The sequence below is a fragment of the Nonomuraea sp. NPDC005501 genome, assembly GCF_040605905.1.
Classification (GTDB): domain Bacteria; phylum Actinomycetota; class Actinomycetes; order Streptosporangiales; family Streptosporangiaceae; genus Nonomuraea.
Genome location: NZ_JBEXDT010000145.1, coordinates 1 through 14,118, shown reverse-complemented (window position 1 = coordinate 14,118; position 14,118 = coordinate 1). Strand labels below are relative to the sequence as shown.

General features: G+C 73.6%; 9 protein-coding genes and 2 pseudogenes. 4 read left to right on the top strand and 7 right to left on the bottom strand.

The window, feature by feature from the left end; all coding sequences use genetic code 11:
- Together ABZS51_RS39985 and ABZS51_RS39980 are read right to left on the bottom strand one after the other, a co-directional pair.
- Positions 1-1,480, bottom strand: a pseudogene (locus ABZS51_RS39985) (hypothetical protein); the annotation flags it as partial.
- A gap of 183 nt (positions 1,481-1,663) precedes the next feature.
- Positions 1,664-2,191 carry a YbhB/YbcL family Raf kinase inhibitor-like protein gene (locus ABZS51_RS39980; RefSeq protein ID WP_355452785.1) on the bottom strand — a complete coding sequence of 176 codons (528 nt, stop codon included), beginning with the start codon at positions 2,189-2,191 and terminating at the stop codon, positions 1,664-1,666.
- A gap of 287 nt (positions 2,192-2,478) precedes the next feature.
- On the opposite strand from ABZS51_RS39980, the gene ABZS51_RS39975 reads away from it, so the two are divergent.
- A complete protein-coding gene (locus ABZS51_RS39975) occupies positions 2,479-3,000 on the top strand; it encodes a PH domain-containing protein (protein WP_310710923.1) in 522 nt (173 codons plus the stop codon).
- Entirely contained in the window at positions 2,997-4,634 is a 1,638-nt protein-coding gene (locus ABZS51_RS39970) for a PH domain-containing protein (protein WP_355452782.1), read from the top strand. Before ABZS51_RS39975 ends, ABZS51_RS39970 begins: the two co-directional genes overlap by 4 nt.
- Positions 4,635-4,698: 64 nt before the next feature.
- Here ABZS51_RS39970 and sepH read toward each other — a convergent pair whose 3' ends face one another.
- Together sepH and ABZS51_RS39960 are read right to left on the bottom strand one after the other, a co-directional pair.
- Positions 4,699-7,446: a septation protein SepH gene (gene sepH / locus ABZS51_RS39965; RefSeq protein WP_355452780.1), complete on the bottom strand. Its 2,748-nt coding sequence runs from the start codon at positions 7,444-7,446 to the stop codon at positions 4,699-4,701.
- A 161-nt stretch (positions 7,447-7,607) separates the two neighbouring features.
- Positions 7,608-8,846, bottom strand: coding sequence for a protease inhibitor I9 family protein (locus ABZS51_RS39960; RefSeq protein ID WP_355452777.1), 1,239 nt, complete (start codon positions 8,844-8,846; stop codon positions 7,608-7,610).
- Between the two features lie 113 nt (positions 8,847-8,959).
- Here ABZS51_RS39960 and ABZS51_RS39955 point away from each other — a divergent pair, with 113 nt between their 5' ends.
- Positions 8,960-10,024: a hypothetical protein gene (locus ABZS51_RS39955; RefSeq protein ID WP_355452774.1), complete on the top strand. Its 1,065-nt coding sequence runs from the start codon at positions 8,960-8,962 to the stop codon at positions 10,022-10,024.
- A 29-nt stretch (positions 10,025-10,053) separates the two neighbouring features.
- On the opposite strand, the gene ABZS51_RS39950 is transcribed toward ABZS51_RS39955, so the two are convergent.
- Genes ABZS51_RS39950 through ABZS51_RS39940 form a run of 3 tightly spaced genes read right to left on the bottom strand, consistent with a single transcriptional unit; the run spans position 10,054 to position 13,400 of the window.
- Positions 10,054-11,334 (bottom strand): D-arabinono-1,4-lactone oxidase, encoded by a 1,281-nt coding sequence (locus tag ABZS51_RS39950; RefSeq protein WP_355452771.1) that lies wholly within the window; start codon positions 11,332-11,334, stop codon positions 10,054-10,056.
- A gap of 42 nt (positions 11,335-11,376) precedes the next feature.
- Positions 11,377-12,144 carry a polysaccharide deacetylase family protein gene (locus tag ABZS51_RS39945; RefSeq protein ID WP_355452768.1) on the bottom strand — a complete coding sequence of 256 codons (768 nt, stop codon included), beginning with the start codon at positions 12,142-12,144 and terminating at the stop codon, positions 11,377-11,379.
- Between the two features lie 53 nt (positions 12,145-12,197).
- Complete coding sequence (locus ABZS51_RS39940; protein WP_355452765.1) at positions 12,198-13,400, bottom strand: MFS transporter; 1,203 nt, start codon at positions 13,398-13,400, stop codon at positions 12,198-12,200.
- A gap of 93 nt (positions 13,401-13,493) precedes the next feature.
- Between ABZS51_RS39940 and ABZS51_RS39935 the strand changes: the two are divergent.
- A pseudogene (locus ABZS51_RS39935) lies at positions 13,494-14,118 on the top strand (lytic transglycosylase domain-containing protein); the annotation flags it as partial.

Genomic DNA, 14,118 nt, shown 5'->3' with positions numbered 1-14,118 from the left:
CGCCGCCGCTCTGGCTCGGACGGCCCGCCTCGGGCGTGCCGTACATCTCGTTGTAGCTCGGCCAGCCGCCCGTGCCGCCGCTGGACGGCGACTCGGGCCAGCCCGGACCGCCGGCCTGACCGGCCGCGGAGGCGAAGTCGCCGGTCTCGTACGCGATGGACGGTGATACGGGCGGCGCCGACAGCACGTCGTCGTGGGCGGAGACCGCGCGCGCCGGAGCGGTGGGGACACCCGTCGCCGGCGAGGGGCCGGTCAGCGGGTCGGAGTCGTCGGCCACGGCCCAGCCGGGGCGGACCTCGTACGACGTCGGATAGGAGCCGGACGGCCGCTGCGGCTCGAACGCCGGCCACGACCCGGCCGGACCGGGGGTGGGGGCGGGAGCAGGGGCGGAGGCCGGCGCGTCGTCCAGGATGTCGTGCGACGGCCAGGAGCCGGAGGTGGTGGGCGTCGCCGGGGTCGTCCAGGTGCCGTCGAGCGCGTCGGCGGCGTTGTAGGCGGCCGGGAACGGGTCGCTGGTCGGCGCGCCGTGGATCGGCGCGACGGGAGTGGCGGGGAAGGACCCGCTGTTCGCCGGGGTGAACGCGCCGCCCGCGGCGGCGAACGAGCCGGTGGCGGGGAACGAGCCCGTGGACGCGTTGCTGGACAGGGAGCCCGTGGAGCCCACGGCGGGGAAGGAGCCACTGGTGGCGGGCGTCCCGTTGGTGGACAGCGAGCCGCCGGAGGACAGCGTGTCGGGACGGCCCGAGGGCACCGGCTGGGCGCCGACCCCGAGGATGGACATGACGTCGGCGGGCGGGGCCGAGAACGTCACCGTACGCTGGTCGGCCAGGTCGGACGCCGAGGGGGCGGGGCGGGGCTGCACCGGCTCCACCAGGTCGGCGAGGCCGGCCGTGGGGGCGGGGACGGGGGCCTCGCGCCTGGAGGGCCGCTGCGGCAGCGGCGCCTGGACGGTGGTGGCGTCGGCATCGGCGACGGCGGCCTCGCGGCGGGCGGGGCGCTTGCGCTCGCCGGTGCGCTCCCGGCCGGCGGGCCGCTCACGGGCGGCCGCTCTCTCGGGCTCGCGCTCGTCACGCTCGACGGGGCGGGAGGCGCCCTTGCGCGCCGCCACGGTGCCCCCGGCGCCGAAGCCGCCCTCGGTGGCGTCGCTGCGGATGTTGGCCCAGAACTCCTCGTCCTCGTCGTCGGAGGTCGGGTTGCCCCACTCGTCGACGCCGCGCTTACCGCGCTGACCGGTGCGGACCGGTTTGGCCTTCACCTCGTCGATGGGGCTGAAGTCGGGGCTGAAGTTGTTCATGCGGGGTTCGTGGGCGGCGAACTCGTCGGTGGACCTGGCGTGGGTCTGCTCCTCCTTCTCGGCCATCTGCTTCAGCCGCTCCGGAGGAAGCGAGCTCTCCCGCTTGCTCATCGAACGCATGCCCAGTGCCACGACAGCGAGCACGAGGAGCACGACAGCGACCAAGCTGACTACGACCGCGATCATTGCACCACCCTCAAAGCCATGGCCTCCCTGTGGCACCGGTGAGATCGCGCGGCCATCGACGCGACCTGCCCCCATTGATCACCAGCGCCTGACAATTGGATCTGATTGTGTCGGACCACTGCGAGCGTTGTCACACCCTAAGCGAAGAATTGGTAACGATTACTACACCGAGTGTTTGATGTCTCACTCGATGTTCACCGCCGTCAGGCGACCCCTGGCGATGGTCTTGCCGGCGATCTCCTTGAGAATCTCGGGGAGCGCGGCGTCCTTCTTCGCCTCCACCTTCCCCTGCAGCGTGTAGACCGTGAAGCGGTAGCTCACGTTACGCGCGCACGGGGGCTGGTAGCCGACCTTGCCACTGGTCACCCGGGCCTGGGCGGAGCCGTCCGGAGGCGTCTCCGAGGCGCCGGGGCCCAGCTCGGTGGTCGTGGCGGGGATGTTGTAGAGCACCCACTGCACGGCCGACTCCGACTGCGTGTGGGAGTCGACCACGATCGCGATCGACTTCGCCTGGGGGAGCGGCTCGCTGGACCAGCGCAGCGGCGGGCTGCCCTCGGTGCCCTCGCACGAGTACTCGCGCGGGAGCGGCTCGCCCTCGCGCAGCTCGGGGCTGGAGACGTTGATCTGCGCGATCTCCTTGGCCTCGGACCGGCCCACCAGGAAGGAACTGCCACATCCCGACAAGGCGAGCATGGCCGTCACCGCTGTCACAGAGACAACGAAGGGCCCCATGCGTCCAGTCGTGTTACACAGCCCCATGTCGCATGATGCTACGCGGCCATGAGGCGTGCGCCGACCGTTTCGCGAAGGTCGGTCAACGGTAAAGAGCGTCAAAGGGGCGGGAAACCCGACATCAAGCCGGTGAACTCGCAGGCGGGCACCACCTTCACCTTTCTCGGCACCTTCCCCGAAGAAGAGGCCCGGCGCGAACGGCCGTCGTCCACAGGGGACGGTCGCCGGGAGATCGCCGGGACACCGCGCGGCTTAAGCTGGTTTGCGTGACCCCAACTGGCCCGCTACGCGATCCCGCGCACCGCGTCTCGCCCAAGGCCGTCAGGCTCTGGCTGATGGAGGCGCTGATCGCCTTCGTGCTGCTGATCGGAGGATCGCTCCTGGCCGGAGGGTGGGTCGGCGGCAGCGGGTGGTCGTGGGTGCCCGCCTGGTTCGCGGACCACCCGTGGCTGCTGCCCGTGGTGGTGGGCGTCCTGACGACGCCGTTCCTGCTGGCGGAGCCGTTCGTGCGCTACGCCGTGCACCGCTGGGAGCTGTCGGGGGACGTCGTGTACGCGCGGACGGGGTTCCTGACCAGGGAGTGGGTGTTCGTGCCGGTGAGCCGCATCCAGACGGTCGACAAGGCCCAGGGCTGGCTGGAACGCGCCCTCGGGCTGGCGACCCTGGAGATCCGCACCGCCTCCCACGCGGGCTCGTCCACCATCAAGGGGCTCGACTACCAGGTGGCGGCGGGGCTGGCCGAGCGGCTGGCGCACCGCGCCGAGGAGCTCAGGGACGACGCGACATGACCGCCCCCGCCCAGCCGCCCCAGGACCCGCCTTCCGCCGAAGGCGCCCCGGGGCCTCCGGGGCCGGTGGCGAGCGGGCCCCGCGTTCCGTTGCGGCTCAGCCCCAAGGTGCTGCTGATCGACCCCGTGCGCATGGTGCCGTCCCTGCTGCTGCCGCTGGTCGGCCTCCTGTTCGTGGGCGGCTTCTCCGGCCGCTCGTACGTCTGGGCGGCCGTCGGCCTCGCCGGCACCGTCGCGTTCGCCGTGGTCAGGTGGGCCACGCTCACGTACGAGGTGCTGGGCGACCGGCTGGAGATCAGGCGTTCGCTCGTCAGCCGCTCCGTCCGCACCATCCCGCTCGAACGCATCCGCGGCGTCGACGTGTCCACCCCGCCCCTGCACCGGCTCCTCGGCCTGGCCGTACTCAAGGTCGACACCGGCGCCAGCGGCAGCGACGAGGAGGGCAGGCTCGACGGCGTCACGCTCGCGGAGGCCGAGCGCCTCAAGGCGGTCCTCCTGCGTCAGGTCCGCGCCGCCGAGGCTCCCGCCGGCCCGCAGGCCGCGTCCGCCGACCGGCCGCCCGTCGCGCCGGGCTCCGGCGCCGGCCGCACGATCATCGGGGTGCCGCGCGTGTGGCTGCTGTACGGCCCGCTGTCCGGCGCGTACCTGCTCACCCCGTTCGCGCTGGCCGGGGGCGCCGTCGGGCTGGCGTTCCAGTGGGGCGACGACCTCGGCTTCGGCCGCGACGCCGCCTGGACGGCCGGCGAATGGCTCTGGCACCACCCGTACCTGCTGCTCGGGGTCGCGGTGCTGCTCGTGCTCGCGATGCCGTTCGCGGGCGGCGTCATGTACGCGGTGTTCAACTGGGACTTCCGGCTCATGGACCGCGACGGCTACCTCGTGGCGGAGCGGGGGCTGATCAACCGGCGCAGCGTGACACTGGAGTCCAGGCGGGTGCGCGGGTACGAGATCGTCGAGGGGTTCGCGGAGCGCTGGGCCGGGGTCGCGCGCGTGTGGGCGATCGTGACCGGGCTCGGCGACTCCTCGACCCGCGGCCAGCTGCTGCCGGACGTCCCGCGGGCCGTCGCCGTCCAGGTCACGGCCGACGCCATCGGCCCCTACCGGGCGGAGCTGCGGCCCCACCCGCCGATCGCGCGCAACCGGCGACTGTTCCGCGCCGTCTCCCCGTGGGCGGCGCTCGCCGTCCTGGCGGTGCTGGGGGAGGCGGTGACGGGGTCGCCGCTGTGGTTGCTCGTCGCCGTGCCCGCGCTGCTGCTGGCCGGCCTGGGGGTGCCGCTGGGGATCGACCGCTACCACTCGCTCGGCCACGGTTACGACGGGGTACGGCTGGCGGTGCGCTCGGGCTCGGTCCGGCGGGCGCAGGCGGTGGTCGAACGGCGCGCGGTGGTGGGCTGGCGCATCAGGCAGACGTGGTTCCAGCGGCGGGCCGGCGTGTTCACGCTGATCGCCGGGGTCGGGGCCGGGAAAGGCGGCTACGCGGCGGTGGACGTGTCCCGGGCCCAGGCCACCGGGCTGCCGGCCGAGGTGACACCGGACTGGCTGGCGCCCTTCCTGACCGGGGCCGCCGCGCCGGGTCCGGCCGCATCCGGCGGCGCCGTTGACGCGCCCGGCGACGGCGACGGGTCACACGGGTAGGCGTGGCGGGGACGGTCCTGGGGACGCCGTGCCGTAGGCGTCGCCCAGGATGTCGCCTTCTCCGTCAGTCCTGTCGGCGGGCGCCGAACATGATCTCGTCCCAGGTGGGCACCGAGGCGCGACGGCCCCGCGAACCCTTGCGCGCCTGCCGGGCCGCCGGCGCGGGCGGCGGCGACGGCACAGGCACGGGAGGGCCGTCCTTGGCCGGTCCTCGCTTGCCCTTGTCGTTGCGGGTGTCGGGCTTGGGCTCGGGCTTGGGCTCGGGCTCGTCGCCCTTGGCCGGCGCATCCTGGGTCTGCCCGTCCTGGGTCTGCCCGTCCTTGGCCTGCGTGTCGTTGGCCGGCTCGTCCTCGGCGGGCTCCTCCTTGGCTGTCTCGGCCTTGGAGGTGGTCTCTTCCCTGGGCGTGTCGCTCTCGGTCGCGTCGCTCTTGGAGGTGTCGCTCTCGGCGACGGGCTGCCGGCTCTTCGACGGCTCGTCCTCGGGCGGGGCGGCCTTGGCCGCGTCCTCCTGGGCCGGGGCGTCGCCTCCCGACCTGATGGCCGGGACGCTTGCCGCCGGGACCGGGACCGGGACCGGGACCGGGGCGGGCTTCGGCTTGGGAACGGGCGGCTTGGACTCCTCGGGGACCGCCGTGGTCTGCGCCGGCGTTCCGGGGGCGGTGTCCGCGCCGGGCTCGGCGGCCTTCACAGGATCGGTCTTCATGGGCTCGCCGGTGTTCGTAGGCTCGCTGGTCTTGGCGGGCTCGGTGTTCGTAGGCTCGCTTGCCTTTGCGGGCTCGGCGGGCGGAGACGGGGCCGGGGTCGCCGTGGCGGCCACTGCCTGGTCGCCGGTCTCGGTGGCGGCATCGCTGACGACCGCCGTGTCGACCGGGGGCGTCTCGGCGACGGGCTCCGCCACGGGCTCCGCGATGGGCGCGTCGGCGGGCGGGCTGGTGGGCTCCGTGGCGGGAGCACTGGCGGCCTCGGTGGCGGGCGCGTCGATGGGCTCGGTGACGGGTTGCGTGGCGGGCGTCCCGGCGGGCTCGGTGGCGAGGTGCGTGGCGGCGTCCGGGGCGGTCTCGGGCTGTGCCGTGACTGACGGCTCGTTCTGTGCGGTCGCGGTCTGCGCCGCCTCGGAGCTCGTGGGCGGCGCGGCCTCGGAGGTCGCGGTGTGCGGCCCTTCGGAGGTCGTCGCCGGCGCGGGGACGTCGCCGTCCGTCGGCTGCTCGTCGGCGACCGGTGCCGGCGTGGCCGGGGTGACGGGCGTGGGCTCCTCCTGGGTGGAGGGCTGGGTCGTCACGGACTGAGCGTCCTCCGGAGAGGCCGGGGCGGCGGTGTCCTGGGGGGCCGTGGGCGTCGCCGGCTCAAGGGATGCCGTGGGCGTCGCCTGCTCAAGAGACGCCGTGGGCGTCGTCTGGTCAGGAGCGGCTGTGGCTGTCGTCTGTTCGGCGGTGTCCTGGGCGGCGGCGGTGGGTGCCGGCTCCGTCTCGGTGGACTCCGAGGGGCCGGCCTCTGGCGTCAAGCCCGCATCCGACGGGTACGTGACGGCAGGCGGGAACGCGGTGGCAGGCGGGAACGCCGGAGTCGGCTGGTCGGCCGGCGGGGCCGGCGGGAACGCCGGGGTCGGCTGGTCGGACGGAGCGGCCGGGGTCTGGTCCGGGGCCGGGTCCGCGGGACGCGGCTGGGACTGGTGCGTGGTGTCGCGCGTGGACGGGGTGTAGTACGCCTCCGCGTCGTGTCCGGTGGCGCGGTCGCCCGTACGTCCCTGCCCGAAGTCCGGCAGCCAGGCCGGAGAGGCGCCACGGCGCGAGGCGTCGCCGGGGCGTGCCTGCGTGGCCGCGCGGTCCGCGGCGGCACCGCCGCTCGCGCCCGCGGCCCCGTGCTCCGCCGCCGGGTCACTCGCCGGGTCGCGATCCGCCGAGCCTCCACCCGTCGTGCCTGGAGCAGACGTCCCCGCAGCAGACGTCCCCGCAGAAGACGTCCCCGCGGAAGACACCCCCGGAGAAGACGCGGACGGAGAAGACGCGGACGTGGAGGAACGGTCGTAGCCGAAGTCGGTGGGCGGACGCGTGTAGATGGACTCAGCGCCGCGCGCCGGAGACTGGAAGCCCACGGCGGGCTCCTCGGACTCCGGGTCGCGCCGCACCACCGACGGGAACGGCACCGGGTCCGAGGCGAGCGGCGGCACCGGCTGCAGCTTGGCGACCCGCGGAGTGAACGGCGTGACCGTCGTGTCCTCCACCGGAGGGCTCGGGTCGAAGTCGGCCGACGACAGGCGCAGCGCCTCGTCGTCGTGGGGCGCCACGTGGCGGCGGCGCGGGTCGAAGAGCCATTCGGCGTGACGCGTGTGACCGTTCCACACGTAGCCGAGCTTGACCCGCCAGAGCCCGTCGTCGCGTTTGGCGGAGTCCCAGTCGATCTCGTCGGTGGGCACGCCGCGGCGCGTGAGCCGCTCGGCGACCAACTCGCCGAGGGTGGGACCGGACGAGGACTCACCGGGCATCCGTACGGCGACGCGCTGCGCCTGCTGGGCGACGTACTCGCGTTCCTGGAGCACCGGCCCCTCGAACCAGCGGACGCGTTCGACCGGGATGCCGGCGGTCGCGGCGATCTCCTCCGCGGTCTCTCCGGCGCGAATGCGCGCCTGGATCTCCTTGGGGCGCAACGGGCTCTCCACTTCGATCTCGTACTGGCCGAGACGGGAGAAGTTGCCGCGGACGGCAGCACGGAGCCGGTCGTCCACGGGAAGTGTGAAGCGGGTGCCTCGTCCGGCAGTCGCCAGCACGAGATAGGTGCCGTCCTCACTTACCGCGACGAGTCGGAGCTCCTGCATGCGAGTCCCTTCGTCAGCGTCGCCATTCTTCCCCCGGACCCTTGAGTCTCTCGCGTGTGCCGGTTGCCTGCCAGCACCGTACCCGGCATGTCCGAACATCGCCTTCCTGGGATAGCCCCGGGGCGATGTGACGCCGGTCACATTTGTCGTTTCCATCCTTTTCAGACCCCACCGGTCCGGAGAGCCCTCGACGGATTCTGGCGAATCGCGACCGTTCCTGCCGTCCACTTCGGCCAAGACGTGGGAGTGAACGGCCAGGTGGCTGGGTGGAGCCCCAGGTCGTGGAGGTCCCTTTCTCGGGGTTCCGGATCGCGTGGGCGAAGGTTCCGGATGGCCGCTTCGGCCTGGCGCGGGCCTGCCGTCACGGGCACGCCGGAGCGCGCGAGCCGCCGCACGGCCGTGTCGAGTGCGGGCGAGCCGGTGGTACGCGCCTTCGCGGCAGCCATCCGTGCCGGTGCGCCGGCGTTCGGGACGGCGGGGGGTGCGACGGTGACGCCGAGGAGCGCGACGGCGGGCCTGCGGGCGTGCCGCCGAACCCAGTCGAGTCCGGCGACCGTGTCCGAGAGACTCCCGGTCGCGCCGCAGCCCAGCACCCGTACCGAGGCGATGCCGGCCCGTGGCGCCACCCCGTGCTCCCGGCCCGCGGCCAGGCGGGCCGCGCGTGTGCCGTGTCCCGTGCAGTCGTCCCCGGTTCCGCCCGTGGCGTCGAACGCGTGCCAGGCCCGGTCCCCGAACTCCTCCCGCCCGGCGTCGAGCCCGCTGTCCACCACGTACACGGTCACCCCGCCACCCACGGCGACGTCCCCCGCGGAGACGGCACCGATCGGGACGGCCCGGCGGTCGCGAAGCGGGCGGGTCGGCAGGTCCGGCTCGACAGCCCGCACGCGCGGGTCGGCCCGCAGTTCGTCCACCTCGGCGGCGCTGAGCCACGTCGCGAACCCCGGCAGCGCCGCCGTGTAGTAACGCCGCACCCTCCACCGCACCTCGCCGACGAGGTCGCGCGCGGCGGCCCGGTCGCGGGCTGTGACGAGGTACGGCCGGGTGCTCTCGGCGACGACCGGCCGGGTGGCGAGCCCGGAGGCGGGCGTCATGGCCAGGGAGGCCACGGTGGCCGCGGCCGTCGCCACCGCGGCGGCGACGTACACCGAGGGAACGCGCAGGGCGGACGGTACGCGCAGGACCGACATCACGCGCAGCCCTTCGCCGCGAGAGCGGGCGGAGGCCCGCGCGGAGGAGCGCGTGGAGGAGCGCGTGGAGGAGGCACGCGTGGAGAAGACACCCGTGGAGGAGGAGCGCGTGAGGGAGGCGCTTGCGAAGGGGGCGCGCACGGAAGGAACGCGCGCGACCCGAACGTACGCGGAGGGGACGCGCACGAAGCGCAGGCCGGATCGTCGGAGCACGAGCTATGAGGCTGCCTGTCACACGGGTCACAGGAACAACAGGACACGCCCTCGCGTCTATTCACGAGAAAGCTCTTTACCTTGCGCATGACGAGAGGGGACTGATCCGGGGGATGGGCGGCGAGCAGCAGAAGTTCGAGCTGAGCGTGCCGCAGATCGGGGGAAGCGCCCTCGCGGCGGTGACGGCCGCGGTGGCGGCGTCCTACCTCGGGGTGGCGGGAACGGTGATAGGCGCCGCGGTGATGAGCGTGGCCAGCACGGTCGGCACCGCCGTCTACACGCACTACCTCAAGCGGACAGGCGACCAGGTCATCCGGCGTACGGTGGTCGCCCGGCGGTGGCAGGTGCGGGAGCACGGCGCGGGGGAGGACGAGGGCCAGGGGGCCCTCGCCGTCGCGGCCCACGCCACGGTCGGCGCCGCCGCGCCGGACCAGACGCGCACACTCACCGGTGTCCCGGTCGCCGCACCGCCGGTGACCAGCCCGCCGGTGGTCAGTTCGCCGGTGACGGAGCCGCCGGTGACGGAGCCGCTGGTGACGGAGCCGCCGGTGACGGGGCGGGAACACGCGGGCGAGGAGGACGCGACGGTCGTGATGCCGCCGGTCACCGCCCCTCTCCCCGCCCAGGCCGGTGACCGTACCGCGCCGCCGGCCGCCGTGACCGCGCTCGCGCCCGCCGTACCACCCATCGCCGACCGCGGCGGCTCCCGGGGCAGGATGCCGGCCTGGGGAAAGGTGGCCGCCGCCGCGGGACTGGCGTTCGGGGTGAGCATGGGCAGCATCCTGGCCTACCAGGGCGTCACCCGTGCGACGGTCCACGAGCAGCTCACCGGCCAGGTGCCCGCCTCCGCGCCGAAGCACCCGACGGTACGCCGCGAGGAGTCGTCCCACGATCCCGCGCCGCAGGTCAGCACGCCGTTCTCCGGCGAGCCCGAGACCGCCGGGCCGCCGCGGACCGCCACGCCGAGCCCCACCCTGAGCCCCACGCCGACGCCTTCCCGGAGCCGGGGCACGAGCACGCCGACGGCCACGCCCACGCCGGCCCCCACGGCCACGCGCACGCACACCGGGTCGGCCCGGCCGACCGAGGCCGCCACCACCGCGCCGCCGGAGGAGACCGGCGAGCCGGACGTGGTGGAGGAGGAGCCGCAGCCCGACAGCGACGTCCTGCCGCAGTGACGTCCTGACCCAGTGAGGGGGGGAGGGCGTCAGGCGCCGAGGACCTGGTCGAGGTACGCGTTGGCGAACAGGCGGTCCGGGTCGAGCCGGTCCCTCAGCGCCAGGAAGTCCGCGAAGCGCGGGTAGACACCCTTGAGGTACGCCGCGTCCCGCGTGTGCATCTTGCCCCAGTGCGGTCGCCCGCCCAGCCGCACCATGATCTCCTCCACTCCCTCGAAGTACGCGGGATGGGGCGTCGGCCGGTACATGTGGCACGCCACGTACCCCGTCGCCCGCCCGTACGCCGTCGAGAGCCACGCGTCGCCGGGTGGCGACACCCGGACCTCCACCGGGAAGGTGATCTTCCAGTCCATGCGCTCGACCAGGTCACGCGTCTCGCGCAGGGCCTGGGCGAGGTGCTCGCGGGGCACCGCGTACTCCATCTCCAGGAAACGCACGTCGCGCCGGGAGGTGAAGACCCGGTAGGAGGCGTCGACGGCCTCGGAGTCGCCGAGCGCCGCCGCGCTGACCGTGTTGATGCGCGGGATGAGCGCGGGGAAGCGGGCGCCGGTGGCGCAGGCCGCGCCGAAGAGGGTGTTCTCCAGGAACACGTTGTCCAGCCAGTGCTTGAAGGCGCCGGGCGGGCTCGGCGGGCCGGGGTCGCGGTTGTTGGTCTTGACCAGGCAGGCGTCGGTGTGGGGCAGCCAGAAGAAGTCGAGGTGCTCGTTGCCGGCGGTGAGCCGGTCGAGCGTGTCGAGGATGCCGGTGAGGGTGGCGCGCCGGCGCCGGTTGCGCAGCAGGAACGCGGGCTCCACCCGGAACGTCACGGCGGTCAGCACCCCGAGCGCCCCGAGCCCGACCCGGGCCGCGTCGAACAGGTCGTCGCCGGGGACCGCCGTGGTCAGGGATCCGTCGGCGAGCACCAGCTCCAGCTCGGTCACCTGGTCGGCGAGGCCGCCGCTGTCGCGGCCGGTGCCGTGGGTGCCGGTCTGGATGGCGCCGGCGACGGTCTGCTCGGTGATGTCGCCCATGTTGGCCAGGGCCAGGCCGCGCTCGTGCAGCAGCTCGTTGAGGTCCTTGAGCGGCGTGCCGGCCAGCACGGTGACGCGGTCGCCGTCGAGGGAGCGGACGCCGGTCAGCGCCGTGGGGCGGAGCAGGAGGCCGTCGGTGAGGGCCACCCCGGTGAAGGAGTGGCCCGTGCCGACCATGCGGACGCGCCGCCCGGAGGCGACGGCGTCGCGCACCGCGCGCGCGACCTCGTCGGCCGAGGCGGGCGCGCGTACCTCGGAGGGGCTGATCGACTGGTTGCCGGCCCAGTTCGTGAAGACCATGGACGCCCCTTCGAGGCTCGTTCCGTCAAACGCGAACGATACTCAGTTCTGCCAGCCCTCAGGAAGCGGGAAGGCGTCGCCGGGCTCGAGGTTCTGCCGCTTCACGACGTCGGACACCGTGACGAGGTGGAAGCCCTTGGCCTGCAGGGTCTTGATGAGGGCCGGCATCCCGTCGACGGTCTGCTTGACCCAGTCGTGCATGAGGATGATGCTGTCCTGCTGGGCCACGGCGAGCGTCTGCTTGTGGATGGCGTCCACGTTCTTGGTGTCCCAGTCGCGGGAGCCGGCCGTCCACAGGATGATCGGCATGTCGAACTCCGCCGCGACCTCGGAGACCTGGATGTCGGCCAGCCCGTACGGCGGGCGCAGCAGCTTGGGCTCGACGCCTGCCGCCTTCTTCACCTCGTCCTGCGTCTTCTGGATCTCGTTCCGGATGGCCGCCGGTTCGAGCTTGGTGAAGTCGGGGTGCGTGTAGCTGTGGTTGCCGAGCTCGTGGCCCTCCTTGGCCATGCGCTTGACGTACGCCGGACGGGCCTTGACGTACTGGCCCTCCAGGAAGAACGTCGCCTTGGCGTCGTACTTCTTCAGCGTGTCGAGCAGCGTGCCCGCGTACTTGCCGGGACCGTCGTCGAAGGTCAGCGCGATGCACTTGACCTGCTCGCAGTCCACGGGCGCCTTCTTGGCGGCCGTCTTCGCGGCGGCGGCCGTCGGCTTGGGCGTGGGCGTCGGTGTTGCGGCCAGCGCGGGTGCCGGGATCAGGGCGACCGTTACAGCCGCGATGGCAAGAAGTGAACTCTTTTGTCGGGACATAACGAAGAATCCAATGTGAAGGGTGTTGCGAGGGATGTCCCGACGGTATCGGATCAAGTCTCGGCCGGTGAAGCCGCTTCGGGAAGTCTCAGCAAACCCGAACCTCCGGCGCCCACGACCGCGGCGAGGGCCGCGGCGGCGAGCGGGAGGACGTACGCGCTGGACGCGCCGACGGCCTCGGTGAGCCGCCCGCCGGCCCACGCGCCGAGCGCCACCCCGAACCCGATGGACGTGGAGATCCACGCCATACCCTCCGTGAGCAGCGACGGAGGAACCAGCCGCTCGGTCAGCGAGAAGCCCGTGATGAGCGTCGGCGAGATCGCCAGCCCGGCCAGGAACAGCGCGCCCGCCATGACGAACGTGTCGCCGATGAACATGATCGGCGTCAGCCCCGCCACGAACACCACGAGCGCCCGCAGGAACCGTCCCCGCAGCGAGATCCGCCAGTGCCGCGACCCGAACCACAGCCCCGACACCATCGACCCGCCCGCGAACGCGGCCAGCAGGAGCCCGGCCGCCCCCTTCACGCCGTGCTCCTCGGCGAACGCCACGGTGATCAGGTCCACCGAGCCGAACACCGTTCCCAGTCCCAGGTAGACGCAGGCCAGCAGGGCGATGCCGGGGATGAGGATGGGCGTGCCGCCGCCGCCCCGGGAGGACTGGACGGGCGGCTGCGTGCGCCGCTGCGCGGCCAGCGCCAGCGACCCGCCGAGCATGCACACCAGCGCCACGGTCAGCCCCGCGTACGGGTTGATCTCGGTGGCGAGGATGGTCACCAGGGCCGGGCCCGTGACGAAGATCACTTCGTCGGCCACGGACTCGAACGCGAACGCGGTGTGCAGCCGGGACGAGCCGCCGTGCAGCGCCGACCAGCGGGCCCGCACCATCGAGCCGAGCGACAGCGACGTGGCGCCGACCAGCAGCGCCGAGACGTACAGCGTCCACTGGGGCAGGCCGAGGCCCGCGCTGAGCATGAGGGTGGCCAGCGCGAGCGCGTTCAGAGAGGCGAACGGGACGATGATCCGGCCCTGGCCGAACCGGTCCACGAGCCGCCCGGTCAGCGGGGCGGCGACCGCGAAGGAGACGTTCGTGGTGGCGGCCACGGCGCCGGCGGTGGCGTACGAGCCGCTGAGCGCAGAGATCAGCAGCACGATGCCGATGCCCAGCATGGACATCGGCATCCGGCCGATGAACGCGGCCAGCACGAACCCCTTGACGCCCGGCCCGTCGAACAACCCCCGGTACGGCCCGACCACCTGATGCCCCCCTTGTCGCTGCCCGTTCACCTTGTCATGGCCGATGTCCGTTCGGCACCGGATTTTCTCGCCGATTCGGCTAACGTGTCCCGCGTGTCCGGTCTTCCCTCCTTACGGTCCGTGCTCCTCGTGGCGGCGGCCGTGGCCGTCATGACGGCGCTCGGCGGGGGAGTGGCCGTCCTGCTGGGCGGCGACCCGCACGACGCCGCCCGGCAGCCGGTACGGCGGGCCCAGCTCGGGGAGCGTCAGCAGATACGGCTCGACCAGCTCGTACCCACCACCGCGCCGGCCAGGAACGACGCCGAGCCGGCGGCCGGCGGGCCGGGCGTCACCGTCACCCCGCCCAGCATGATCGCCATCGCCCGCGGCGAGGTGCCGAAGAGCGCCCGCCTGGCCCTGGCCAAGGTCAGGAACGTGCAGAAGGTCGTCGTCGTGGACGCGGGCGCCGTCCAGGTGGCGGGCACCTCGCTCAACCTGCTGGCGGTCGAGCCGGCCGCCTTCCGGTCGTGGACGCCGAAGGCCGTCGCCGAACACCCCGGCGTCTGGGGCGCGCTGGCGCGCGGCGAGCTGGTCGCCGACGCCGCCGCGACCCGCCGGCTGGGGCTCGTGCTGGGCGCCGAGTACCAGGTGGACGGCGGCCCGCGGCTGCGCGTCGCGGCGTCGGCCACGCTCGGCCTGCGCGGCGTGGACGGCCTGGTGAGCGCCGGACGCGGCCAGG

What these genes read in the sequence shown, in the direction of transcription:
- ABZS51_RS39970 (WP_355452782.1), top strand. Translation starts at nt 2,997, where the DNA reads ATGACCGCCCCCGCCCAGCCGCCCCAGGACCCGCCTTCCGCCGAAGGC.
- sepH (WP_355452780.1), bottom strand. Translation starts at nt 7,446, where the DNA reads ATGCAGGAGCTCCGACTCGTCGCGGTAAGTGAGGACGGCACCTATCTC.
- ABZS51_RS39955 (WP_355452774.1), top strand. Translation starts at nt 8,960, where the DNA reads ATGGGCGGCGAGCAGCAGAAGTTCGAGCTGAGCGTGCCGCAGATCGGG.
- ABZS51_RS39950 (WP_355452771.1), bottom strand. Translation starts at nt 11,334, where the DNA reads ATGGTCTTCACGAACTGGGCCGGCAACCAGTCGATCAGCCCCTCCGAG.
- ABZS51_RS39945 (WP_355452768.1), bottom strand. Translation starts at nt 12,144, where the DNA reads ATGTCCCGACAAAAGAGTTCACTTCTTGCCATCGCGGCTGTAACGGTC.